This window comes from Variovorax sp. OK212, from assembly GCF_900112425.1.
GTDB lineage: Bacteria > Pseudomonadota > Gammaproteobacteria > Burkholderiales > Burkholderiaceae_C > Variovorax.
Genome location: NZ_FOLP01000003.1, coordinates 266872 through 290117, shown reverse-complemented (window position 1 = coordinate 290117; position 23246 = coordinate 266872). Strand labels below are relative to the sequence as shown.

Annotated in this window: 22 protein-coding genes and 1 tRNA gene; 12 read left to right on the top strand and 11 right to left on the bottom strand. The window is 66.1% G+C overall.

What is annotated here, in order from left to right:
* Nucleotides 1-8: 8 nt before the first annotated feature.
* From rimP to BM004_RS11810, 6 genes are all read right to left on the bottom strand, one after another.
* Nucleotides 9-659: a ribosome maturation factor RimP gene (gene rimP / locus BM004_RS11835; protein ID WP_093122243.1), complete on the bottom strand. Its 651-nt coding sequence runs from the start codon at nucleotides 657-659 to the stop codon at nucleotides 9-11.
* Between the two features lie 176 nt (nucleotides 660-835).
* On the bottom strand, nucleotides 836-2038 hold the full coding sequence (locus BM004_RS11830; RefSeq protein ID WP_093213446.1) for a YbfB/YjiJ family MFS transporter: 1203 nt from the start codon (nucleotides 2036-2038) through the stop codon (nucleotides 836-838).
* Nucleotides 2039-2054: 16 nt separating this feature from the next.
* On the bottom strand, nucleotides 2055-3686 hold the full coding sequence (locus BM004_RS11825) for an ABC transporter ATP-binding protein (RefSeq protein WP_093213444.1): 1632 nt from the start codon (nucleotides 3684-3686) through the stop codon (nucleotides 2055-2057).
* Nucleotides 3686-4744: an ABC transporter permease gene (locus tag BM004_RS11820; RefSeq protein WP_093214067.1), complete on the bottom strand. Its 1059-nt coding sequence runs from the start codon at nucleotides 4742-4744 to the stop codon at nucleotides 3686-3688. Before BM004_RS11820 ends, BM004_RS11825 begins: the two co-directional genes overlap by 1 nt.
* 31 nt (nucleotides 4745-4775) lie before the next feature.
* A complete protein-coding gene (locus BM004_RS11815; RefSeq protein WP_093122250.1) occupies nucleotides 4776-5816 on the bottom strand; it encodes a microcin C ABC transporter permease YejB in 1041 nt (346 codons plus the stop codon).
* An 18-nt stretch (nucleotides 5817-5834) separates the two neighbouring features.
* Nucleotides 5835-7649 (bottom strand): extracellular solute-binding protein, encoded by a 1815-nt coding sequence (locus BM004_RS11810; protein WP_093122253.1) that lies wholly within the window; start codon nucleotides 7647-7649, stop codon nucleotides 5835-5837.
* 37 nt (nucleotides 7650-7686) lie between these two features.
* Here BM004_RS11810 and fabI point away from each other — a divergent pair, with 37 nt between their 5' ends.
* Nucleotides 7687-8469 (top strand): enoyl-ACP reductase FabI, encoded by a 783-nt coding sequence (gene fabI, locus BM004_RS11805; RefSeq protein WP_093122256.1) that lies wholly within the window; start codon nucleotides 7687-7689, stop codon nucleotides 8467-8469.
* A gap of 73 nt (nucleotides 8470-8542) precedes the next feature.
* On the top strand, nucleotides 8543-9385 hold the full coding sequence (locus BM004_RS11800) for a DNA ligase (protein ID WP_093213442.1): 843 nt from the start codon (nucleotides 8543-8545) through the stop codon (nucleotides 9383-9385).
* 59 nt (nucleotides 9386-9444) lie between these two features.
* On the opposite strand, the gene BM004_RS11795 is transcribed toward BM004_RS11800, so the two are convergent.
* The gene (locus BM004_RS11795) at nucleotides 9445-11745 is read right to left on the bottom strand and encodes an arginine/lysine/ornithine decarboxylase (RefSeq protein WP_093122260.1); all 2301 of its coding nucleotides are present in this window, start codon (nucleotides 11743-11745) and stop codon (nucleotides 9445-9447) included.
* Nucleotides 11746-11959: 214 nt separating this feature from the next.
* On the opposite strand from BM004_RS11795, the gene BM004_RS11790 reads away from it, so the two are divergent.
* From BM004_RS11790 to BM004_RS11770, 5 genes are all read left to right on the top strand, one after another.
* Nucleotides 11960-12385: an NfeD family protein gene (locus BM004_RS11790; protein ID WP_093213440.1), complete on the top strand. Its 426-nt coding sequence runs from the start codon at nucleotides 11960-11962 to the stop codon at nucleotides 12383-12385.
* Nucleotides 12386-12436: 51 nt separating this feature from the next.
* A complete protein-coding gene (locus tag BM004_RS11785; RefSeq protein WP_093122265.1) occupies nucleotides 12437-13366 on the top strand; it encodes an SPFH domain-containing protein in 930 nt (309 codons plus the stop codon).
* 24 nt (nucleotides 13367-13390) lie between these two features.
* Nucleotides 13391-13481, top strand: a tRNA-Ser gene (locus BM004_RS11780).
* 199 nt (nucleotides 13482-13680) lie between these two features.
* The gene (locus BM004_RS11775) at nucleotides 13681-14037 is read left to right on the top strand and encodes a hypothetical protein (RefSeq protein ID WP_093213438.1); all 357 of its coding nucleotides are present in this window, start codon (nucleotides 13681-13683) and stop codon (nucleotides 14035-14037) included.
* 123 nt (nucleotides 14038-14160) lie between these two features.
* Entirely contained in the window at nucleotides 14161-14550 is a 390-nt protein-coding gene (locus BM004_RS11770; RefSeq protein WP_093122270.1) for a response regulator, read from the top strand.
* 80 nt (nucleotides 14551-14630) lie between these two features.
* Here BM004_RS11770 and BM004_RS11765 read toward each other — a convergent pair whose 3' ends face one another.
* The 4 genes from BM004_RS11765 to BM004_RS11750 form a co-directional block, all read right to left on the bottom strand.
* Entirely contained in the window at nucleotides 14631-15845 is a 1215-nt protein-coding gene (locus BM004_RS11765) for a branched-chain amino acid ABC transporter substrate-binding protein (protein ID WP_093122272.1), read from the bottom strand.
* Nucleotides 15846-15981: 136 nt separating this feature from the next.
* Complete coding sequence (locus tag BM004_RS11760) at nucleotides 15982-16377, bottom strand: hypothetical protein (RefSeq protein ID WP_093213436.1); 396 nt, start codon at nucleotides 16375-16377, stop codon at nucleotides 15982-15984.
* Nucleotide 16378: 1 nt separating this feature from the next.
* A complete protein-coding gene (locus BM004_RS11755; protein ID WP_093122278.1) occupies nucleotides 16379-16819 on the bottom strand; it encodes a DNA polymerase III subunit chi in 441 nt (146 codons plus the stop codon).
* On the bottom strand, nucleotides 16816-18369 hold the full coding sequence (locus BM004_RS11750; protein ID WP_093213434.1) for a leucyl aminopeptidase: 1554 nt from the start codon (nucleotides 18367-18369) through the stop codon (nucleotides 16816-16818). Before BM004_RS11750 ends, BM004_RS11755 begins: the two co-directional genes overlap by 4 nt.
* 21 nt (nucleotides 18370-18390) lie before the next feature.
* Here BM004_RS11750 and lptF point away from each other — a divergent pair, with 21 nt between their 5' ends.
* From lptF to BM004_RS11725, 5 genes are all read left to right on the top strand, one after another.
* The gene (gene lptF, locus BM004_RS11745; protein WP_093122283.1) at nucleotides 18391-19518 is read left to right on the top strand and encodes an LPS export ABC transporter permease LptF; all 1128 of its coding nucleotides are present in this window, start codon (nucleotides 18391-18393) and stop codon (nucleotides 19516-19518) included.
* The gene (lptG, locus tag BM004_RS11740; RefSeq protein ID WP_093122285.1) at nucleotides 19515-20627 is read left to right on the top strand and encodes an LPS export ABC transporter permease LptG; all 1113 of its coding nucleotides are present in this window, start codon (nucleotides 19515-19517) and stop codon (nucleotides 20625-20627) included. Before lptF ends, lptG begins: the two co-directional genes overlap by 4 nt.
* A 2-nt stretch (nucleotides 20628-20629) precedes the next feature.
* Complete coding sequence (locus tag BM004_RS11735) at nucleotides 20630-21013, top strand: sirohydrochlorin chelatase (RefSeq protein WP_093213382.1); 384 nt, start codon at nucleotides 20630-20632, stop codon at nucleotides 21011-21013.
* A gap of 73 nt (nucleotides 21014-21086) precedes the next feature.
* On the top strand, nucleotides 21087-22028 hold the full coding sequence (locus BM004_RS11730) for a CysB family HTH-type transcriptional regulator (protein WP_093122290.1): 942 nt from the start codon (nucleotides 21087-21089) through the stop codon (nucleotides 22026-22028).
* Nucleotides 22025-23215, top strand: a complete 1191-nt coding sequence (locus BM004_RS11725; RefSeq protein WP_093213380.1) for a pyridoxal phosphate-dependent aminotransferase — start codon at nucleotides 22025-22027, stop codon at nucleotides 23213-23215. The genes BM004_RS11730 and BM004_RS11725 overlap by 4 nt, the downstream gene beginning before the upstream one ends.
* Nucleotides 23216-23246: the final 31 nt, after the last annotated feature.

The window sequence follows — 23246 nt, the reverse complement described above, 5'->3', positions numbered from 1 at the left end:
TCCTCTGGTCAGTCCGGAACCTGCGTTCCGTCGTCAATATCCGAAAAACCCGGTTGGGTTTTGGCCTTGCGGCCCTTGAAATCCACAATGGGTGCGAGCCGCGCGTCGCGCAGCTCGTCCAGAACGAAGCCCAGCGCATGCAACGGTGCAGGCGCGCGCTTCTTGCTCACTTTTTGTCCGGGCTTGGGCTCGGGCGCATCGCTCCAGACGATTTGCCAGCCTCGGGCGCCGCCGCCCTCCTCGCCCTGCTGCTCGGCCCGCTCCAGCGTGCCGCGAAATTTCTTGCGATTGGCCGACACCTGGCCCGCCGCCGCCGCGCCCATGGGCGCCTTGAGCGTGATGTCGATCACCGCCCCCACGAAACGCGCGAAATCCTGCTCATTGCGCAGCGGACGGTCGATACCCGGCGAGGACACCTCGAGCCGCTTGTAGTCGACACCATCCACTTCGAGCGCGAATTGCAACTGGCGCGTGACCTTCTCGCAGTCCTCGACCGTCACGAAGGGCTCCGGAACGCCGGCAGCCAAGTCTTCGGAGGTGGGGGCCGTCCAGGGCAAATCAATCGTCACGCGCAGCGTTCCCCCGGCCGAGCGCTCGATCTCGACCAGGTCATAGCCGAGACCGGCCACGGTTTGTTCAACTATTTGCTGCAATGCCACGTGTTCGAAGATGCCTTTTAAGTACGGGACCTGTGCCGTCCGCCCGCCACGGACGCCAGATCGCTGGAATGTTCAGAATGCATAGACCAAAAAAAACGGGCGGTTGGTACCCGCCCGTTTGGTCGTGAGCCTCGAATTATATGCTATTCGTGTAATAAATGAAGGGGCTTCAGCACTCAAATGGTGATTGAGCGGCGAGATTTGAACCAGACCCACGCAAACAATACCGCTCCGAGCGCCAAAGCAGCTGCCGCGACCAGCAGCGGCACCTGAAAAGAACCCGTGCGCTGCGCCAGCGGCGCCGCAAACAGCGGGCCGATGATCTGGCCCACCCCGTACGACGCCGTCGCATAGCCGATCAGCCCCGCCGCGGCATTGCCGCGCAGCCGGCGCGCGTCGCGCATCGCAAAAAGAGTGATGGCCGTGAACGGCATGCCCAGCAGCAGGCTGCCGAGCGCAAAGCCGCCAATGGTGGGCCACGCCACCGAAAACACCACGCCCAGTGCCTGCAGTGCATAGGCCACCGCCAGCAGCAGCCGGTTGTCCCAGTGCGTCGGCGCGCGAGCACCGATCAGCGCCCCCGGAATGATGGCCAGGCCGAACAGCGGCCAGAAGAAATCGGGCCACGACGAGCCCGGCAGCGCCTGCCGCGCGATCACCGGCAGAAAAGTCGCGGTGATGATGTAACCAAACCCTGCGAGGCCGTAGAGCGCCACCAGCCAGAGGGCGTCGCTGCGGTCCGCGGCCGATGCCGCGGTACGCGCCGCCGCCGCGGGCGCCGCTGTACCCGCAGTGCCAGCCGGCGCCCTCTCGCCGTCATCGAACACGCGCCAGATCACAGCGATCAGCACCAGCCCCAGGATGCCCAGCCCGATCCACCCCGCCTCCGAACCCCAGCGCCCCAGCGCGCCGCCCAGCAGCCCGGTCATCGCGATGCCGATGCCCGGCCCCGTGTAGATCACGCCCGCCAGCGCCGGCGCGTTCGTCTCGGCCAGCCGCCGCAGCCCCCAACCCGAAGCGAAGACGAACACCCAGGCGCTCATCACGCCGGCCGCGGTGCGCAGCACGCCCCAGCTCGTGAAGCTGTGCAGCAGCCCCATGCCGACCAGCAGCGCCGCCGTGGCCAGAAGCCCGCCACGCACCATGCTCGACGCCTTGACGCTGATTGCCGCGCAGCTCACCGCCCCCAGGAAATAACCCAGGTAGTTGAGCGACGCCAGCAACCCGCCGGCCGCCAGCTCCAGCTTGCCCTCGTGCAGCATGATAGGCAGCATGGGCGTGAAGGCGAAGCGCCCCAAGCCCATGGCCACCGACAGGGTGACCATGCAGGCCAGCGCAGCGCGCCACGCCCCGCGACGGTCGCGTCCGATTTCCGACATTGCTTGAACACTCCGTTTATTCCGGCAGCGCGGCGGCCACCAGCTTCTTTGTATAGGGATGCTCGGGCGCGTCGAGCACGCGCTCCACCGCCCCGTTTTCGAGGATCGCCCCGTCCTTCATCACGATGACCTGGTGCGCCATGGCGCGGATCACCTCGACGTCGTGCGTGATCAGCAGGTAGCTCAGCCCCCGCTCGCGCTGCAGGCGCTGCAGCAGCGCCAGCACCTGCTTCTGGATCGTCACGTCGAGCGCGCTGGTCGGCTCGTCGAGCACCAGCAGTTGCGGATCGACGATCAGCGCGCGCGCAATCGCCAGGCGCTGGCGCTGGCCGCCGGAAAACTCGTGCGGATAGCGGTCGAGCAGCGACGGAAACTGCGCCTCGGTCAGCCCGACATCGGCCAGCGCCGTGAGCGAACGCGCCCGCCGCGCCTCGGCGTCCAGTTGCGGCGCATGCACGCGCAGCCCTTCGCCCACGATCTGCTCGACCGTCATGCGCGGCGACAGCGAGGAGAACGGGTCCTGGAACACCACCTGCATCACGCGGCGCAGGCCCAGGTCCGACGCACGATCGACCGCCCAGTCCTTCCCGGTGACCTTCAGCGCGCCCTGGTAGCGCAACAACCCCAGCGCCGCCAGCGCGAGCGTCGACTTTCCCGACCCCGATTCGCCGACCACGCCCAGCGTCTCGCCCGGCGCAATGCGGAAATCCGCGCCCTGCACCGCCACGAACTCGCCCTTGCGGAACCAGCCGCCGATGCCGGGCTTGGGCACCGGGTAGATCACGCGCAGCGCCTTGGCCTCGAGCACCGGCGCCGCGCCGCTGGCCGGCACGGCCGCCACGTCGCGCTCGGGGTGGCTGTCGATCAGCTTGCGGGTGTAGGGATGCCGCGGCGCGTCGAACACCGGCGCCACCGCGCCATGTTCGACGATGTGGCCGTTCTCCATGACCGCCACGCGGTCGGCAAAGCGGCGCACCAGGTTCAGGTCGTGCGTGATCAACAGTACGGCCATGCCATGCTTGCGCTGCAGGTCGGCCAGCAGGTCGAGGATCTGCGCGCGCACCGTGACGTCGAGCGCCGTGGTCGGCTCGTCGGCCAGCAGCAGGCGCGGCTTGCAGGCCAGCGCCATGGCGATCATGGCGCGCTGGCGCTGCCCGCCCGAGAGCTGGTGCGGAAACGCCTGCGCGCGCCGCGCCGGCTCCGGAATGCCCGTGTCGGCCAGCAGCTGCACGGCGGCCGCCTGTGCGGCACGCGCCGACAGCCCTTCGTGCAGCTCGAGCACCTCGGCGATCTGGTCGCCCACGGTGTAGAGCGCATTCAGCGCGGTCATCGGCTCCTGGAAGATCATCGCGATCTCCTTGCCGCGGATGCCGCGCAGCTGGCGCTCCGGAATCGATAGCAGGTCGCGCACGTCCTGCGTGCGTTCGCCGCCGAAAAGCCTTGCAACGCCGGTGACGTCGGCGTTCTGCACCAGCCGCAGCAGCGACAGCGCCGTGACCGTCTTGCCCGAGCCCGACTCGCCGACCAGCGCCAGCTTTTCGCCGGCGGCGATCTGGAAGTCGATGCCGTGCACGACCTCCTTGCCTCCGAACGCGACGCGCAGGCCCTTCACGTCGATCAAGGGGAGATTTGCGGGAGAGCCGTTCATCACTTGTCTGCCTTGCGGGGATCGAGTGCATCGCGCAGCGCGTCACCCATGAAGGTCAGCAGCATCAGCGTGACGACCAGCACGCCGAAGGTGGAAATGGAAATCCACCAGGCGTCGATGTTGGCCTTGCCCTGGCTCAGCAGTTCGCCGAGCGACGGCGTGCCCGGCGGCACGCCCAGGCCCAGGAAGTCGAGCGAGGTCAGCGCCAGGATGGCCGCGCTCATGCGAAACGGCAGGAAGGTGACGACCGGCACCATGCTGTTGGGCAGGATGTGGCGCCACATGATCTGCAGGTTGCTCACGCCCAGGGCGCGCGCTGCGCGCACGTAGTCCATCTGGCGGTTGCGCAGGAACTCGGCGCGCACGTAGTCGGCCAGGCCCATCCAGCCGAACAGGCTCAGCAGGATGAGCAGCAGCGCCACGCTGGGCGCGAAGATCGCGCTGAAGATGATCAGCAGGTACAGCTCGGGCATGGAGCCCCAGATTTCGATGAAGCGCTGGAACGCGAGGTCGATCTTCCCTGCGAAGTAGCCTTGCACCGCGCCCGCCGCCACGCCCAGCACCGTGCCGATGGCAGTCAATGCAAGGCCGAAGAGCACGCTCACTCGGAAGCCATAGATCAGTTGCGCCAGGAGGTCGCGGCCGCGGTCGTCGGTGCCGAAGAAGTTGTCACCCGTCGGCGCGGCCGGGCTGGGCGCCTTGGCGAAGTAGTTGAGCGTTTTCGGGCCGTAGGGGTTGGGCGCGTAGACCGCCCAGTTGTCGCCCTGCGTGATGCGCTCGCGAATGAAGGGATCGAGGTAGTCGGCCGGTGTTTCGAAGTCGCCGCCGAAGGTCTTCTCGGAGTAGTCGCGCAGCACCGGGAAATAGGTGTGGCCTTCGTAGCGCAGCACCAGCGGCTTGTCGGTGGAGAGCACCTCGGCGAACAGGCTCAGCACCACCAGGACGGTGAAGATCACCAGGCTCCAGAAACCGAGCCGGTTGCGCTTGAAGCGCAGCCAGGCGCGGCGGCCGGGCGAGATGTGTGCGGTCTTTGCCTGCCCCGCGGCCTTGGCATCCATGCCGCCCGCAACGGCGCTGCCCATGACGCCCTCAGTCGAATTTGACACGCGGGTCCACCCATACGTAGCAGAGATCGGAGATCAGCTTGGTCACCAGGCCGATCAGCGTGAAGAGGTACAGCGTGCCCAGCACCACCGGGTAGTCGCGCCGGATCACGCTCTCGTAGCCCAGCAACCCGAGGCCGTCGAGCGAGAACAGCGTCTCGATGAGCAACGAGCCCGCGAAGAACGCGCCGATGAACGCCGACGGCAAGCCCGTGATGATCGGGATCAGCGCGTTGCGGAACACGTGCTTCCACAAGACCTGCCCCTCGCCCAGCCCCTTGGCCCGCGCCGTCAGCACGTACTGCTTGCGGATTTCCTCGAGAAAGGCGTTCTTGGTGAGCATGGCCGTCACCGCGAAACTGCCGAGCACCATGGCCGTGACGGGCAGCGTGATGTGCCAGAGGTAGTCGACGATGCGCGCGCCCCAGCCCAGGTCGTCCCAGTTGGCCGAGGTCAGTCCTCGCAACGGAAACCACTGCAACTGCCCGCCGAACACCACCAGCAGCGCAACGCCCAGCACGAAGCCCGGAATGGCATAGCCGATGAGCACGATCAGCGTGCTGATCAGGTCGAATCGCGTGCCCGCCCTCACCGCTTTCGCGACGCCCAGGGGCACGGCCACGCCGTAGCTGATGAAGAAGGTCCAGAGGCCCAGGCTGATGGAAACCGGCAGCTTCTCCAGGATCAGCGTCCAGACGTCCTTGTTCTGGAAGAAGCTCTTGCCCAGGTCGAAGCGCGCGAACTGGCCGAGCATCTGGAACAGCCGCTCGTGCGCCGGCTTGTCGAAGCCGTACAGCGCCTTGATCTGCTCGAGCCGCTTGGGGTCGACGCCCTGGTTGCCGCGGTAGCTGCCGCCACCGGACTCGAAGCCGCCGCCACCGCCGCCCCGCCCCGCCGTCTTGGCTTCGGCCAGGTACTGCTCCACCGGGCCGCCGGGCACGAACTGGATCACGAGGAAGGTCACCAGCAGTACGCCAAGCAAGGTCGGAATGAACAGCAAGAGGCGTTTGAGGACATAGGAGAGCACGGCCGGTTTCCTTCTCTTCTATTTCTGGCTTGGCGGCTTGGCCCACCACGTGCCCATGACCCAGTCTTCGCCGTTGGAATACGGCGGCATGGGCGACTTGAAGGCCAGGCGCCAGTCGTCGTAGACGATGCGGTGCGAGGTCAGCGTCCATTGGGGAATCAGGTAGTGGCTGTGCATGATCACGCGGTCGAGCGCGCGGCAGGCCGGCATCAGCTCGGCCTTGGTGTCGGCGTCGACGATGTCCTTGAGCAGCGCATCGACCGCGGGCGTCGAAACACCCATGTAGTTGCCCGAGCTTTCGGTCTTGGCCGCCTTGCTGCCGAAGATCTCCAGCAGTTGCTGGCCCGGGTTGTTGGTGCCCGGAAAGTTGATGGTCGTGATGTCGAATTCGAAGCGGTCGAGCCGCTCCTGGTAGAGCGCGAAGTCGACCGTGGCGAAGTTCAGCGAAATGCCGAGCTTCTCGAGGTTGCGGATCCACGGCGACACCGTGCGCACGCCGCCTTCCTTGCTGTCGAGGTACTCCAGCGTCATGGCCTCGCCCTTGGCGTTGCGCAGCGCGCCGTCCCGATACTCCCAGCCGGCCTGCTTGAGCAGGTCGCGCGCGCGGCGCAGGTTGTTGCGCAGCGACTGGCCCTCGCCCTCGGTGACGGGCGGGGCGTACATCGGGCCGAAGCTCGCTTCGGGGATCTTGCCGCGCCAGGGTTCGAGCAGCGCCTTTTCCTCGGGCGACGGCAGGCCCCGGGCCTCGCAGTCGGTGTTGCCGAACAGGTCCGTCACGCGCGGGTAGCCGTTGTAGAACATCTGCCGGTTCATCCACTCGTAGTCGAGCGCCAGGCCCAGCGCCTCGCGCACGCGCGGGTCGCCGAGCTTGTCGCGCCGGCTGTTGAGCACGAAGCTCTGGAAACCCGAAGGCTTCTTGTGCGCGAACTCGTGCTTGACGAGCTCGCCCGTGGTGAAGCGCTTGCCGTTCACCCGGCGCGCCCAGTCGCCGGCCGAGTAGAAGCTCATCATGTCGAACTCGCCGGCCTTCAGGGCCTCGAGCCGCGCCGTGTTGTCCTTGTAGATCTTGACGGTGATGCGATCGAAGTTGTGCGAACCGCGGTTCACTGGCAGGTCGCGCCCCCAGTAGGCGGGGTCGCGCACGTAGGTGATGTCCTTGCCGAAACGCACCGGGCCGATCTTGTAGGCGCCGCTGCCGATGGGGATGTCCATCACCACCTGGTCGAAGGGCTTGGCCTTGCCGTTCTCCACACCCCAAGCCCGGCTGAAGACCGGCAGGCTGCCCACGATCAGCGGCAGCTCGCGGTTGATGGTCTTGAAGCGGAAGCGGATGGTGCGCGCGTCGAGCACGTCGGCGCCGTCGACCTCCTGCAGCAGCGTCTTGTAGCCCGGCGAGGTGAACGGGCCGATGAGCGTGTCGTAGCTGTGCTTCACGTCGGCCGCCTCGACCGGCATGCCGTTGTGGAACCGGGCCTCGGGCCGCAGGCGGAAGGTGACGCTGCGGCGGTCCGCGGCCACCGTGACGTCCTCGGCCAGCAGGCCGTAGCCGGAGCCGGTCTCGTCCATCGCGCCGGTCAGCAGCGTGTCGAACAGCAGGCTGTCGAGGTAGGCCGGCGCCGAGCCCTTGATGGTGAAGGGGTTGTACTTGTCGAAGGTGGACACCCGCAGGTTGCTCACCAGCCGCAGCTCGCCGCCCTTGGGCGCGTCGACGTTCACGTAGTCGAAGGCCTTGAAGCCCGGGGCGTACTTCAGGTCGTCCCAGAGTGCATATCCATGCGCGGCCCACGCGGGAACCGCACACACCATCAACCACCAGACCCGGAGAAACCGCATGCGAGAATTCTGCCCAAGATTTTCACGAGGCAACTTCATGGGCTTTCTTTCCGGCAAAAAACTGTTGATCACCGGTGTGTTGAGCAATCGCTCCATTGCTTATGGCATTGCCAAGGCCTGTCACGAACAGGGCGCGGAGCTCGCCTTCAGCTATGTCGGCGAGCGGTTCAAGGACCGTATCACCGAATATGCCGCAGACTTCGGCTCGAAGCTGATTTTCGACTGCGACGTGGGCGACGACGCGCAGATCGACAAGCTCTTCGCCGATCTCTCGCAGACCTGGCCCAAGTTCGACGGCTTCGTGCACAGCATCGGCTTCGCGCAGCGCGAGTCGATCTCGGGCGACTTCCTCGACGGGCTCTCGCGCGAAGGCTTCAAGATCGCGCACGACATCAGCGCCTACAGCTTCCCGGCCATGGCCAAGGCGGCCCTGCCCTACCTGAACGACAAGTCGGCGCTGCTCACGCTGACCTACCTGGGCGCCGAGCGCGCGCTGCCCAACTACAACACCATGGGCCTGGCCAAGGCCTCGCTCGAAGCGTCGGTGCGCTACACGGCGGCGTCGCTCGGCCCGAAGGGCATGCGCGTGAACGGCATCAGCGCCGGCCCGATCAAGACGCTGGCCGCCAGCGGCATCAAGGGCTTCGGCAAGATGCTGGCCGCCGTGGCCGACGCCTCGCCGATCCGCCGCAACGTGACGATCGAGGAAGTCGGCAACGTGGCCGCATTCCTGTTGAGCGACCTGGCCAGCGGCGTGACGGCGGAGATCACCTACGTCGACGGCGGCTTCAGCAACGTCGTCGGCGGGATGGCCGAGTAACGCTGCCGAGAACGCCCCAAATGCTTGATACGGTCGTCAGACGGTCGTATCGCGCTACTTATTTCATAGCACCGTGCTGAGCCGACGCTCCCTCCTGCTGACCGCTTTCGGCGTGATCGCGGCGCCCGCCGTGCTCGCGCGCGAGGCCGCGCCGTCGCTCATGCTGGCCGACGTCTACCGCCAGGGCATGTCGCTGAACGACTACTGGGTCAGCGAGAAGTACGACGGCGTGCGCGGCTACTGGGACGGCAAGCAGCTCTGGACGCGCGGCGGCGAGCGCGTGGTGGCGCCCGCATGGTTCACCGCCCCGCTGCCCCGGCAGCCGCTCGACGGCGAACTGTGGGCGGGCCGTGGCAGGTTCGCGCACGCGGTCTCGACCGTGCGCAGCCAGACGCCCAACGACGTCGCGTGGCACGAGATGCGCTTCATGGTGTTCGACCTGCCCGCCCAGGGCGGCGACTTCAGCACCCGGCTGGCCGCGCTGCGCAAGCTGCTGCCCATCACCGACGCGCCGTGGGTGGTACCGGTGCCGCAGCAGCGCGCGACCACGCACGAAGAGCTGCAGGCATTGCTCGACAAGACGGTCAAGATGGGCGGCGAAGGGTTGATGCTCCACCGCGGCAGCTCCCAGTACCGGGGCGAACGCAACAGCGACCTGCTGAAGGTCAAGCCCTATGAAGACGCCGAAGCCCGCGTGATCGAGCACGTGCCCGGCAAGGGCAAGCACAGCGCCCGGCTCGGCGCGCTGGTGGTCGAGACGGCCGACGGCAAGCGCTTCAAGCTCGGCACCGGGCTGACCGACGCCGAGCGGGAGCACCCGCCCGCCATCGGCAGCTGGGTGACCTACCGCTACAACGGCACCACCGCCAAGGGCCTGCCGCGCTTCGCGCGCTTCATGCGGGTGCGCGAAGGCTAGAAAGCCGGGCCGGCCGCGGAAGTCTTCCGGGCCGCCCAACCTCAGGTCTTGTCAGGCCCTTACTTCGCTTCCCGGACGCAGTCCGCGTAGTAGCGCTTCTTGCCCGTCTCGTCGACGCGCGCCACCAGGCCGTGGATGTCGGTCTCGAAGCCCGGGCACTGCGTGTTGAACTCTCGCGAGAACTTGAGGTAGTCGACGATCTTCTTGTTGAACACTTCGCCCGGGATCAGCAGCGGAATGCCCGGCGGGTACGGCGTGATCAGGCTGGTGGTGATGCGGCCTTCGAGCTCGTCGATCTCCACGCGCTCGGTCTTGCGGTGCGCGATATGGGCGAACGCGTCGCTCGGCTTCATGGCCGGCGTCAGGTCGCTCAGGTACATCTCGGTGGTGAGGCGGGCCACGTCGTAGCGCGCGTACAGCTGGTGGATGTGCTGGCACAGGTCGCGCAGGCCCAGGCGTTCGTAGCCCGGATGCTGCTGGCAGAACTCGGGCAGGATGCGCCACATCGGCTGGTTGCGCGCGTAGTCGTCCTTGAACTGCTGCAGCGCCGTGAGCAGCGTGTTCCAGCGGCCCTTGGTGATGCCGATGGTGAACATGATGAAGAAGCTGTACAGGCCGGTCTTCTCCACGATCACGCCGTGCTCGGCGAGGAACTTGGTCACCACGCTGGCCGGGATGCCGGTCTCGGCGAAGTTGCCTTCGAGGTCGAGGCCGGGCGTGACGATGGTCGACTTGATCGGGTCGAGCATGTTGAAGCCGTCGGCCAGGTCGCCGAAGCCGTGCCAGTTGCGCGGCGACTTCTTGGTCTTGCGCTTGGAGGGCTCCTTCTCGCCCGTCATGATCCAGTCCTCGGCGCGGCCGATGCCTTCGTCGACGAGCTTCTCGGGGCCCCAGACCTTGAACCACCACTCGTCCTTGCCGAACTCCTCTTCCACCTTGCGCATGGCGCGGCGGAAGTCGAGTGCTTCCAGGATGCTTTCTTCCACCAGCGCGGTGCCGCCGGGCGGCTCCATCATGGCGGCGGCCACGTCGCAGCTCGCGATGATCGCGTACTGCGGGCTGGTCGACGAGTGCATCAGGTAGGCCTCGTTGAAGAGGTCGCGGTCGAGCTGGCGGTTCTGCGAGTCCTGCACGAGCACGTGGCTGGCCTGGCTGATGCCGGCCAGCAGCTTGTGGGTGGACTGCGTGGCGAACACGAGCGAATCCTTGGGCCGCACACGGCGCTTGCCCATCGCGTGGTACGCGCCGTAGAACGGGTGGAAGGCCGCGTGCGGCAGCCAGGCCTCATCGAAGTGCAGCGTGTCGACGTAGCCGTCGAGCATGTTCTTGATGGTCTCGGTGTTGTAGATCACGCCGTCGTAGGTCGACTGCGTGAGCGTCATCACGCGCGGCTTGACCTTCTCGTGATCGATATCGGCCAGCAACGGGTTGGCCTTGATCTTGGCCTTGATGGCGCTCTGCTCGAACTCGCTCTTCGGAATGGGGCCGATGATGCCGAAGTGGTTGCGCGTGGGCTTCATGAACACCGGAATCGCGCCGGTCATGATGATCGCGTGCAGGATCGACTTGTGGCAGTTTCGGTCGACCACCACCACGTCGCCCGGCGCCACCGTGTGGTGCCACACCATCTTGTTGCTGGTGCTGGTGCCGTTGGTCACGAAGAAGCAATGGTCGGCATTGAAGATGCGCGCCGCATTGCGTTCGCTGGCGGCCACCGGACCGGTGTGGTCGAGCAGCTGGCCGAGTTCTTCCACCGCGTTGCAGACGTCCGCGCGCAGCATGTTCTCGCCGAAGAACTGGTGGAACATCTGGCCCACGGGGCTCTTCAGGAACGCCACGCCGCCGGAGTGGCCCGGGCAGTGCCACGAGTACGAACCGTCTTCCGCGTAGTCGATCAGCGCCTTGAAGAACGGGGGCTGCACGCCTTCCAGATAGCTCTTGGCCTCGCGAATGATGTGGCGCGCCACGAATTCGGGGGTGTCCTCGAACATGTGGATGAAGCCATGCAGTTCGCGCAGGATGTCGTTCGGGATGTGGCGCGAGGTCTTGGTCTCGCCGTAGATGTAGATCGGCACGTCGGCGTTCTTGCGACGCACTTCGCCGATGAAGTTGCGCAGGTTCAGCACGGCCGGGTCGAGGTCGGGGCCGACAGTGAACTCTTCGTCGTCGATCGACAGGATGAACGCGCTGGCGCGGCTTTGCTGCTGCGCGAACTGGCTCAGATCGCCGTAGCTCGTGACGCCCAGCACCTCGAAGCCCTCGCTTTCGAAGGCCTGCGCGAGCGCGCGAATGCCGAGGCCCGAAGTGTTTTCGGAGCGGAAGTCCTCGTCGATGATGACGATGGGAAAGCGAAATTTCATGAGCGGGGCTCCGACGGTCAGGCTGGAAGACAGGGCAAAAGAGCGAGGCGCGAAGTGTACGGAATTCGGATGACGGATTTGGTCAGCTTCGCGCAAGACATTCGGTCCCGTCAGGCAAGGCCGCTTCCCTCGCGCCAGTACCCCTACGCAGGACAAGCGCTTGGGCTTCATGCATCAGAATGGCGCGCATCGAACAAGGAAAAGAGGAGTTGTCATGGCGAATTCCACCGTCTGGTGGCTGATTGCGGGAGTGGCCATCGTCGTCGAGTTGCTCTCGGGCACGGTCTACCTGCTGCTGCTCGCCGCCGGCTTCGCGGCCGCAGCGATCTCCGCGCACCTGGGCTTCGGCACCGTCACGCAGCTGATCGTGGCCGCCCTCATCGGTGTGGGGGCCGTGCTGGTCTGGTACTCGATCCAGCGCAAGCGCCCGCCCGCCCCGCCCACCGAAGCCAACCGCGACGTGAACCTCGACATCGGCGAGAGCGTGCACGTCGACGCCTGGAACGCCGACGGCACGGCCACCGTGCGCTACCGGGGGGCGCAATGGACGGTGATCCAGCGCGCGGGCCACACGCCATCGACCGGTGAACACCGCGTGGTCGAGGTGGTCGGCAGCCGGCTGGTGGTCGACAAGGTCTAGTCAGTCCGCAGAACTCAACGAATCCAGAGAACTTAGAAAAGGAAGCGCACCATGGAATTTTCGGTCCCCCTCATCATCCTGGTCATCGCGATCATCTTCATCAGCCAGTCGGTGAAGTTCGTGCCGCAGCAGAACGCCTGGGTGCGCGAGCGCCTGGGCAAGTACCACGGCACCATGACGCCCGGCCCCAACTTCCTGATCCCGTTCATCGACCGGGTGGCCTACAAGCACAGCCTGAAAGAAATTCCGCTCGACGTGCCGAGCCAGATCTGCATCACGCGCGACAACACGCAGCTGCAGGTCGACGGCATCCTGTACTTCCAGGTGACCGACCCGATGCGCGCGAGCTACGGCTCGTCGAACTACATCGTGGCGGTGACGCAACTCGCGCAGACCTCGCTGCGCAGCGTGATCGGCAAGCTCGAGCTCGACAAGACCTTTGAGGAACGCGACGTGATCAACGCGCAGGTGGTGGCCGCGATCGACGAAGCGGCGCTCAACTGGGGCGTGAAGGTGCTGCGCTACGAAATCAAGGACCTGACACCGCCGAAGGAAATCCTGCTGGCCATGCAGGCGCAGATCACCGCCGAGCGCGGCAAGCGCGCGCTGATTGCGGCCTCGGAAGGCCGCCGCCAGGAGCAGATCAACATAGCCACCGGCGAACGCGAGGCCTTCATTGCCCGCTCCGAAGGCGAGAAGCAGGCGCAGATCAACAACGCGCAGGGTGAAGCCGCCGCCATCACCGCGGTGGCCACCGCGACGGCGGACGCCATCGAACGCGTGGCCGCGGCCATCCGCCTGCCGGGCGGCGAGCAGGCCGTGCAGCTCAAGGTGGCCGAGCGTGCCGTCGACGCCTACGGCAAGGTCGCGGCCGATTCCAAGACCACGCTGATCGTGCCGAGCAACATGAGCGAGACCGCCGCGCTCATCGCATCGGCGATGCGCATGGTCCAGGCCGGCAAACCTTCGAATCCGAGCTGAACTGACTGCTATACTCGCAGGCTCGGAGCGGTGGATGAGCGGTTTAAGTCGCACGCCTGGAAAGCGTGTGAGGGTTAATAGCCCTCCGCGGGTTCGAATCCCGCCTGCTCCGCCAGAGATTGATTGTTCGTAACCGTTCACGAACAAGCATGCAGATAGCAAGAAGCCCAAGTCGCCACAAGCGCTTGGGCTTTTTTGTCATCTGGAGGGCAGCGCGACGCGTTGCTTTCCAACCACTGGACAACGGCCACCGGACGCCCGGCTCTGGCGGTACGATCCAGACGTTTTCGTTTCTAGCCCGCAAAGGAGCCTCGATGGCCGGACAACCCCAAACCTCGCCGCGCGGCACGACATCGCTGGACAGCACCCTGAAGAAGAGCGAACAGGTCGCCGCCGACGTGCAGCGCGCCTCGGACAACCTCGCTGTCGTGAACACCGTGCTCGAGCAGGAACTGCCCGACGAAGTGCAGGTCGGCGAAGTGGCGCAGGCCATCGAGCACACCAGCCAGCTCGAGGAAAAGCTGGCCAAGTCCGCCGAGAAGCTCGCGGAGGTCAATGCCGCCCTGAGCGAAGAGATCGAGAGACGCCTTGAAGTCACCGCCGAGCTCGACGAGAGCAAGGCACTTGCCGAGACGCTCAAGGCCAGGATCCGCGCCGAAGGGAAAGACTGAAGGATTGAGCCAGGCCGAGCCGAGCACGGCAGCGCGCCTTGCTCCCTGCGTCCGTATCCCTTCTCCTACGCTGGGACGGCGTCAGGCACGCTACGCTATTGGTTCTCAAAGCAAAACCACGGCATGGCCCTCATCACGTTCCTCGTCGAGGACAACAAGACCATCAGGGACAACCTGGTCCCGGCACTCGAGGACCTCGTCAACGGCCGCGTGGTCGGCTTCGCTGAAACCGAAACCGAAGCGCTCGCCTGGCTCGCCGACCACCCCAACGACTGGCAACTGCTGATCGTCGACCTCTTCCTCAAGGAAGGCTCCGGCCTTGGCGTGCTTGCCGGCTGCAAGACGCGCACGCCCATGCAGCGCGTGGTAGTGCTCAGCAACTATGTGACCGTCGACATCCGGGCCCGTTGCGCCGCGCTGGGCGCGGACGCGGTGTTCGACAAGTCGCGCGACCTCGACGCCTTCATCGAGTACTGCAACACCAACCGCCCCTCGGGCCTCGCGCCGCTCTGAACCGCACCAGGACGCTTGCCGAGCAGAAATGAAAAAAGGGCCCGAAGGCCCTTTTTGTTTGGCTGATGCGAATCAGCGGATCAGCGCACCACGGCGATCTGTGTACGCGCACCGCCCTTGTAGGTGTACAGCGTCAGGGCACCGTTCTTGATGTCGCCCTTTTCGTCGAAGGCGATCGGGCCGGTCACGCCCTTGTATTGCACCTTGCCGACTTCAGGCAGGTACTTCTCGGGGTCGGACGAACCGGCCTTGACCATGGCTTCGGCCAGCACGTTGACCGCGTCGTACACGTACGGTGCATAGATCTGCACTTCGACGCCGTTCTTGGTCTTGAACCTGGCCTTGAAGTCTTCCAGCGGCTGCTTGAAGTCGCCGTCCACGCCGCCGGCTTCAGCGCACACCACCATGTCTTCGCCGATGGCATCGCCAGCCAGCTTCGGCAGTTCGCCGGTGCACAGGCCGTCGCCGCCCATGAACTTGACGTTCATGCCGAGTTGCTTGACCTGCTTGAGCATCGGGCCGCCAACGGCGTCCATGCCGCCGAAGAACAGCACGTCGGGCTTGGAAGCCTTCAGCTTGGTCAGGATGGCGTTGAAGTCGGTCGACTTGTCGGTGGTGAATTCGTGGCCCACGATGGTGGCACCGGCAGCCTTCGCAGCCTTCTCGAATTCCTCGGCAACGCCTTGGCCGTAGGCGGTACGGTCGTCGATCACGGCAATGTTCTTGCCCTTGAGCGTTTCGACTGCGTACTTGCCCAGCGTGCCGCCGAGTTGCGTGTCGTCAGCCACCACGCGGAACGTGGTCTTGAAGCCTTGACGCGTGTACTTCGGGTTCGTGGCCGAAGGCGAGATCTGCGGAATGCCGGCGTCGCTGTACAGCTTCGAGGCGGGGATGGTGGTGCCCGAGTTCAGGTGACCGACCACGCCGTTGACCTTTTCGTCCACGAGCTTCTGGGCGACTGCGGTGCCTTGCTTCGGATCACCGGCATCGTCTTCGGGAACCAGTTCGAACTTGGCAACCTTGTCGCCGATCTTGAGGCCCTTGGCGTTCAGGTCCTCGATGGCCATCTTGGCGCCGAACTCGTTGTCCTTGCCGAGGTGGGCAATCGGGCCGCTGGTGGGTGCCACATGGCCGATCTTGACGACCAGCGTGTCTCCGGCAGGTGCGGGTGCAGGTGCAGCCGGGGCCGCAGCCGTAGGCGCCGGCGCCGCAGCGGGAGCAGCAGCTTCTTCCTTCTTGCCGCAAGCCACAAGCGTGATTGCAGCCAGTGCGACCGCAGTCCATTTCAATTGCATGGGAACCTCCAGAACTTGGATGAGAACAATAAAAAACCGGTCGTGTGATCCGGGCGCGCAGACCTCGCAAGTTTCGCGCCGCGGACCAGCGGCACCCTCACGCCCTTCCGACCTGCGGCGCAGTTTAGCCGAGGATTTACACGCCGGAAGCTGGCGTAGACCCTGTGTTTTCCGAGAGTTCGGCGGCCATTGCCTCGATCACCAAAGCGCGCAAAACGGCTTCGATTTCATTGCGCAAACGCGGCACCATTGCGTCGAGCTGATGCTGAATCGCAGCTGACACGGTGTCGCTCAAACGCTCTTCCAGCGACAGGTCGACGCGCTGCAAGACGCGGTGCAGAAGCTGCTCTTCGAGGCTGACGATTTCGGCCTGCGACAGCTGCATGGCCGGCGGCAATGCCATCGCGCTCGCGGGGTCCGGCTGGATGGCCGATGCGGCCTCGGGCTCGACGGCCGCGGGCTCCGGCGGAACCTCGAGCACGGTCGTCAGCGTGGGGACGAACCGCGGTGGCGTGCGCAGGTTGCTGGCCATGTCAGGAACTCTTTGCGAAGTCGTGGGGCTGGATGGTGTAGCCGCGGTCGGCATAGTGCCGCCAGCGCGAGCGGCCGACCTGGCGGTCGTTGGCCTCGTCGCTCACGATGTCGATCATGCGCTCGTAGCGCTCGAAGCCCGCGGGCACGTCGAGGCCGAGGTTCACCAGCATTTCGCGGTGCGGCAGCGAGGCCGCGTCGGCGCCCTCGGCCGACAGCACCACGGCCGATCGCGCCACCACATGCGCCGGTGCGTCGGCGCGGCAATGCGCAACGAAGTCCACCGGCGACAGCTGCCAGAGCGCGGCGTCCACCACATCGAGCGTTTGCGCATCGCCCACGACCACCACGCGCAGGCCGCGCGCATTCACGGCCTTGCGAACCAGCCGGCAGGCGTAGTTCAGCTTGTCCGGGGCGTTGTAGTGAAAGCCGATCTCTGTCACTTCGCGGTCCGCGCCTTCGGTGTGGCTGGCACCGTGACGGCCTTGGCTGTCTTTGCTGCCTTGGCTGTCTTGACTGCCTTCAGCCCCTTCTCCTTGACCGATGCCTCGGCGGCGCCCGCGCGGGTCGTCAGGTACGACACCAGCAGGCCCACCGGCCGGCCCGTGGAACCCTTGGCCGCCCCGCTCTTCCAGGCCGTGCCCGCGATGTCGAGGTGCGCCCACGCGAACTCGCTGGTGAAGCGCTGCAGGAACTTGGCCGCGGTGATGGCACCGCCGGCGCGCCCGGCGATGTTGGCCACGTCGGCGAAGTTGGTCTTCAGGCCTTCGGCGTAGTCGTCGTCCAGCGGCAGGCGCCAGCAGCGGTCTTGCGAGACCTCGCCGGCCGACTCCAGCGCGGCGGCCAGCGTTTCGTCGCTCGAGAACAGGCCGCTGCGCACGCCGCCCAGGGCCACCACGCAGGCGCCGGTGAGGGTGGCGATGTCGATCACGGCGGCGGGGTCGAAACGCTTCGCATAGGTCAACGCGTCGCACAGGACGAGCCGGCCCTCGGCGTCGGTGTTGAGCACCTCGATGGTCTGGCCGCTCATGCTGGTGACCACGTCGCCCGGCTTCACCGCGCGGCCGTCGTTCATGTTCTCGCACGAGGGAATCAGGCCGATCACATTGATGGCGGGCTGGATGTCGCCAAGCGCGCGGAAGGTGCCGAGCACGCTGGCCGCGCCACACATGTCGAACTTCATCTCGTCCATTTCGGCCGCCGGCTTGAGCGAGACGCCGCCGGTGTCGAAGGTGATGCCCTTGCCGACCAGCACCACGGGCGCCTGGTCCTTGGCCGCGCCGTGATAGCGCAGCACGATGAAGCGCAGCGGCTCGGCCGAGCCCTGCGCGACGGCTGCGAATGCGCCCATGCCGAGCTTCTCGACTTCCTTCGGCCCCAGCACTTCGCACTTGATGTTCGCCAGCTTGGCCAACCCCTTGGCGGCTTCGGCCAGCAGCGTGGGCGTGGCGTGGTTGGCCGGGCGGTTGCCCCACTCCTTGGCCAGCTCGATGCCCCGCACGGTGGCACGGGCGGTGTCGAAGGCGCCGGTGACGGCCGCGGCATCGGCCACGCCGAGCGTCAGGTTGCGGATGCTGCGCGGCTCGGCCTTCGACTTGGTGGTCGTGTAGACGTAGCTGGCGTCGGCCGAGGCCGTGACGGCGGCCGCCACCGCGGCGGCGTCCGCCGGCTGGGCGAACACCACGACCACCCGCTTGGGTGCCTGGGCCTTGGCGGCGCCAACCGCGGCAATCACGCCGCTGCGCACCGAGGCGGGCTTGCCGTCGCCGATGGCGGCGAGCAGCACGCGCGCGGGGACGACGTCTTCCGGACGGTAGAGCGACAGCAGCTTGCCGGCCTTGTCGGGCAGGTCGCCGGCCTTGCGGGCGCTGGCGGCGAGCACGGAAATCGGGTCTTTTCCAGTGAGGGCAGCGCTGCCGACGAGCACGATCAGGACATCGGATTTCTCGGCTGCAGCCTGGGCGACGGTGAGGGTCTTGAGTTGAAAGTCCATAATCCTTTTTTTCCTCGAACGATGTTATTCCATTCTTCCCTACGCAAGGAGCTGTCCCGCAGCTTCGGAGCAACCCTCGTGGTCCTGGTCACCATCGTGATGACCATGATGCTCATCCGCACCCTGGGGCTTGCCTCCAAGGGCAGTGTGAATCCGCAGGAGGTGTTCCTGGTGATGGCCTACACGGTGCTCGGCTACATGCCGACCATCCTGAGCCTGAGCCTGTTCATCGCCATCGTCGGCACCCTGTCGCGCATGTACCGCGACAGCGAGATGGTGATCTGGTTTTCGAGCGGACGCGGCCTCATGGACTTCGTGAAGCCCATGTTCCGCTTCGCCTGGCCGGTGCTCATCCTCATCGCGGTGATGGCGCTGGTGGGCTGGCCCTGGGCCAACTCGCAGACCATCGGCATGCGCCAGCAGTACGAGCAGCGCAGCGACATCGAGCGCGTGTCGCCGGGCGAGTTCCGCGAATCCGCCGGCCGCGTGCGGGTGTTCTTCATCGACAAGGACACGCCGGACAACTCCAAGGCCACCAACGTCTTCATCTGGTCGATCGAGCGCAACCTGCAGATCACCACCTCGGCGCGCAGCGGCAGCATCGAGAACATCGGCGACTCGCGCTACCTGCTGCTCAACAGCGGCCAGCGGCTGGAGCAGCCGATGGCCAACACCGGCCTGAAGATCAGCGAATTCAAGACCTACGGCACCCGCGCCGGCGGCAACAACGGCCTGGTGAACGACGCAACGCCGCCGCGCGCGCGCACCACCGTGTCGCTGCTGGCCGACGCCAGCACCCCGAGCCGCGGTGAGCTGGCCTGGCGCATCGGCATGCTGTTCACCGCCATCAACTTCGTGCTGCTGGCGCTCAACGTCTCCAGCGCCAACCCGCGCGTCGGGCGCAGCGGCAACCTGCTGCTGGCGCTGTTTGCCTTCGTCGTCTACTACAACATGCTGAACCTGGGGCAGAGCTGGATCAGCTCGGGCCGCTTCAGCATGGGCGGCTTCATGCTGGCGCTGCACGGCGGCGTGCTGCTGATCAACCTCGCATGGCTGAGCGCGCGCCAGAACAACTGGGGCCGCCGCACGCCGCGCGCACGGCGTGACAGCGCCGCCATCGCGCCCACACCCAAGATCGAACCCACGTGAAAACGATAAGACGCCTGATCTACGTGGAGGTGCTGAAGTCGGTGGCGTTCGTCACGCTCGGCTTCCTGAGCCTCTTCTTCTTCTTCGACTTCGTCGACGAACTGCAGTCCATCGGCAAGCCGGACAGCCTCAACTACGGGGCCATGCAGGCGCTCGTCTACGTGATGCTGCTCATTCCGAGCCACCTGTACGAGCTGCTGCCCATCACCGTGCTGATCGGTTCCATCTTCGTGATGGCGCGGCTCGCACAGAGCTCCGAATACACCATCCTGCGCACCAGCGGGCTGGGCCCGTGGCGCGCGCTGCGCACGCTGCTGCTGCTGGGCATCGGCTTCGTGGTGCTGACCTTCGCCATCGGCGACTACGTGGCGCCGGCGTCCGAGCGCACCGGCCAGCTGCTCAAGGCCAAGTACCAGGGCACCTACTCGCTGGCCGGCAACACGGGCGCCTGGCTCAAGGAAAAGCGCGGCGACGTGTCGTACGCGGTGAACGTGCTGGCCATCGACCGCAAGGGCGCGCTGAAGAACCCGCGCATCTTCGAGTTCGACGACAACGGCTACATCAGCACCCAGATCACCGCGGCCTCGGCCACCATCGGCAACGACGGGCACTGGATGCTCACCGACGTCGACGAGCAGAAGTACGACACCCGCAGCACGGCCGACCAGGCACACATCGTCACCACCAAGATCCCGCAGCTGAACTGGCCGACCTCGCTGACCGGCGAGATGGTGTCGGTGGCGCTGCTGCGCCCCGACCGCATGGGCACGATCGACCTGTTCGACTACATCCGCCACCTCGACGCCAACGGCCAGACGGCCCAGCGCTACGAGATCGAGTTCTGGCGCAAGGTGTTCTACCCGCTCTCGTGCCTGGTGATGGTGGTGCTCGCCCTGCCCTTCGCCTACCTGCACTTCCGCCAGGCCGGCATCACGACCTACGTGTTCGGCGGCGTGATGATCGGCATCAGCTTCTTCCTGCTGAACAACGTGTTCGGCTACCTCGGCAACCTGAGCAACTGGTCACCGTGGCTCACGGCGGCGGCGCCGGGAATGATCTATTCGGTGATGTCCCTCACGGCCTTCAGCTGGCTGGTGTTGCGACGATGACGATGAGGACACCCGCAGGCAGGCAGGCGTTGGGCATCGTGCTGCTGGCGCACGGCTCGCGCGACACGCGCTGGCGCGAACCGATCGAGGCCGTGGCCGCGCGCGTGACCTCGCGTGCGCCCGACGCGCTCGTGACCTGCGCGTACATGGAGCTCGCCGCGCCCGACCTGCACACGGCAACGGCCGCCCTCATCACCGCCGGCGCCACCGCCATCCGCGTGGTGCCGCTGTTCCTGGGCATGGGCAAGCACGCGCGCGAAGACCTCCCGCACCAGATCGAGGCACTGCGCCAGGCGTGGCCGAACACCGAGTTCACGCTCGCCCGCATCGTGGGCGAAGAGCCCGAACTGGTCGAACTGCTGGCCAGAATCGCCATCAAAAGCTGAACAATCCCGAACATTCGGGCATTTCGATAGATTCCGAAGGCATAATGAATTCCGTAATAAGACGGAATTTGATATGAATCTGCATCAGTTCAAGTTTGTTCAGGAAGCCGTGCGGCGCAACCTGAACCTCACCGAAGCGGCCAAGGCGCTGCACACCTCGCAGCCTGGCGTCTCCAAGGCCATCATCGAGCTCGAGGAAGAACTGGGCGTCGAGATCTTCGCGCGCCACGGCAAGCGCCTCAAACGCGTCACCGAGCCGGGCCAGCACGTCATCGCCAGCATCGAGCTGATCATGCGAGAGGTGGGCAACCTCAAGCGCATCGGCGAACAGTTCAGCGCGCAGGACAGCGGCACGCTCTCCATCGCCACCACCCACACCCAGGCGCGCTACGTGCTGCCGGTGCCCGTGGCCAACCTGCGCGAGGCCTACCCCAAGGTCAACGTGAGCCTGCACCAGGGCTCGCCCGACCAGGTGGCGCGCATGGTGATCGACGAAATCGCCGAGATCGGCATCGCCACCGAGTCGCTCGACGGCTACGCCGAACTGGTCACGCTGCCCTGCTACGAATGGCAGCACGTGCTGGTGCTGCCCAAGGAGCATCCGCTGGCCGCCAAGGAGCGCATTTCGCTCGAGGACCTGGCGGCCGAACCGATCATCACGTACCACCCCTCGTTCACCGGCCGCACGCGCATCGACCACGCGTTCGCGCAGAAGAAGCTCACGCCGCGCATCGCGCTGGAAGCCATCGACTCCGACGTGATCAAGACCTACGTGCGCCTCGGCCTGGGCGTGGGCATCGTGGCCGAGATGGCGGTGCGCGACGAGTCGAACGCCGACCTCGTGGTGCGTCCCATGGGCCATGTGTTCGGCCAGAATATCGCGCGGGTCGCGTTCAAGCGCAGCGCCTATCTGCGCAACTTCGTCTTCAAGTTCGCCGAACTGCTGAGCGACCGCCTCGACCGCAACCTGATCGCCAAGGCCCTGAGCGGCCACCAACAAGACTACGAGCTATGAGCACGGTTCACACCCCACCCACCCCACCCGTCCCACGCACGCCCGACGTCGGCACCAAGCTGCCCTCCGTGGGCACCACCATCTTCACCGTCATGTCGGCGCTGGCCGCCGAGAAGAACGCCGTCAACCTGGGCCAGGGCTTCCCCGATTTCCACTGCGACCCGAAGCTGCTCGAGGACGTCACGGCCGCCATGGCCGCCGGCCACAACCAGTACCCGCCGATGCCCGGCATCCCGGCGCTGCGCGAAGCCATCGCGGGCAAGCTCTCGGCGATGTACGGCCACGGCTACAGCCCGGCCACGGAAATCACCGTCACGGCCGGCGCCACGCAGGCCATCATCACGGCCATCCTGGCCGTGGTGCGCCCGGGAGACGAAGTGATCGTGCTGGAGCCCTGCTACGACAGCTACGTGCCCAACATCGAGCTGGCCGGCGGCAGCGTGGTGCGCGTGCCGCTGGTGCCCGGCACCTTCCGCCCCGACTTCGACAAGATCGCCGCCGCGCTCACGCCGCGCACGCGCGCGATCATCATCAACACGCCGCACAACCCGAGCGCCACGGTCTGGACCGCCGCCGAGATGCGCCAGCTCGAAGACCTGCTCGCGCCGACCGACGTGTTCGTCATCAGCGACGAGGTCTACGAGCACATGGTGTTCGACAGCGCCCGCCACGAAAGCGTGGCGCGCTTCCCGGGCCTGGCCGCGCGCAGCTTCATCGTGAGCAGCTTCGGCAAGACCTACCACGTCACCGGCTGGAAGGTCGGCTACGTGGCCGCGCCGGCCCCGCTGATGGCCGAGTTCCGCAAGGTGCACCAGTTCAACGTGTTCACCGTGAACACGCCCATGCAGCACGCGCTCGCGCAGTACATGGCCGAGCCCAGGCCGTATCTGGAACTGCCGGCGTTCTACCAGCGCAAGCGCGACCTGTTCGCCGCGGGCCTGGCCGAGAAGACGCGCTTCAGGCTGCTGCGCAGCGAAGGCAGCTACTTCCAGTGCGTCGACATCTCGGCGGTCAGCGACCTGTCGGAGGCCGACTTCTGCCTGTGGCTCACCAGCGAGATCGGCGTGGCCGCCATTCCGCTGTCGGCCTTCTACGGCAACGGTTTCGACCAGCGCGTGGTGCGCTTCTGCTTCGCCAAGAAGGACGAGACCCTGCTCGCGGCGCTGGAGCGGCTGGCACGCCTCTGAGGCGGCCACTGACGGCGCCCCGCCTGGGCGC

What these genes read in the sequence shown, in the direction of transcription:
- BM004_RS11830 (WP_093213446.1), bottom strand. Translation starts at nt 2,038, where the DNA reads ATGTCGGAAATCGGACGCGACCGTCGCGGGGCGTGGCGCGCTGCGCTG.
- BM004_RS11825 (WP_093213444.1), bottom strand. Translation starts at nt 3,686, where the DNA reads ATGAACGGCTCTCCCGCAAATCTCCCCTTGATCGACGTGAAGGGCCTG.
- BM004_RS11820 (WP_093214067.1), bottom strand. Translation starts at nt 4,744, where the DNA reads ATGGATGCCAAGGCCGCGGGGCAGGCAAAGACCGCACACATCTCGCCC.
- BM004_RS11810 (WP_093122253.1), bottom strand. Translation starts at nt 7,649, where the DNA reads ATGCGGTTTCTCCGGGTCTGGTGGTTGATGGTGTGTGCGGTTCCCGCG.
- fabI (WP_093122256.1), top strand. Translation starts at nt 7,687, where the DNA reads ATGGGCTTTCTTTCCGGCAAAAAACTGTTGATCACCGGTGTGTTGAGC.
- BM004_RS11795 (WP_093122260.1), bottom strand. Translation starts at nt 11,745, where the DNA reads ATGAAATTTCGCTTTCCCATCGTCATCATCGACGAGGACTTCCGCTCC.
- BM004_RS11790 (WP_093213440.1), top strand. Translation starts at nt 11,960, where the DNA reads ATGGCGAATTCCACCGTCTGGTGGCTGATTGCGGGAGTGGCCATCGTC.
- BM004_RS11785 (WP_093122265.1), top strand. Translation starts at nt 12,437, where the DNA reads ATGGAATTTTCGGTCCCCCTCATCATCCTGGTCATCGCGATCATCTTC.
- BM004_RS11775 (WP_093213438.1), top strand. Translation starts at nt 13,681, where the DNA reads ATGGCCGGACAACCCCAAACCTCGCCGCGCGGCACGACATCGCTGGAC.
- BM004_RS11770 (WP_093122270.1), top strand. Translation starts at nt 14,161, where the DNA reads ATGGCCCTCATCACGTTCCTCGTCGAGGACAACAAGACCATCAGGGAC.
- BM004_RS11765 (WP_093122272.1), bottom strand. Translation starts at nt 15,845, where the DNA reads ATGCAATTGAAATGGACTGCGGTCGCACTGGCTGCAATCACGCTTGTG.
- BM004_RS11760 (WP_093213436.1), bottom strand. Translation starts at nt 16,377, where the DNA reads ATGGCCAGCAACCTGCGCACGCCACCGCGGTTCGTCCCCACGCTGACG.
- BM004_RS11750 (WP_093213434.1), bottom strand. Translation starts at nt 18,369, where the DNA reads ATGGACTTTCAACTCAAGACCCTCACCGTCGCCCAGGCTGCAGCCGAG.
- lptF (WP_093122283.1), top strand. Translation starts at nt 18,391, where the DNA reads ATGTTATTCCATTCTTCCCTACGCAAGGAGCTGTCCCGCAGCTTCGGA.
- BM004_RS11735 (WP_093213382.1), top strand. Translation starts at nt 20,630, where the DNA reads ATGAGGACACCCGCAGGCAGGCAGGCGTTGGGCATCGTGCTGCTGGCG.
- BM004_RS11730 (WP_093122290.1), top strand. Translation starts at nt 21,087, where the DNA reads ATGAATCTGCATCAGTTCAAGTTTGTTCAGGAAGCCGTGCGGCGCAAC.
- BM004_RS11725 (WP_093213380.1), top strand. Translation starts at nt 22,025, where the DNA reads ATGAGCACGGTTCACACCCCACCCACCCCACCCGTCCCACGCACGCCC.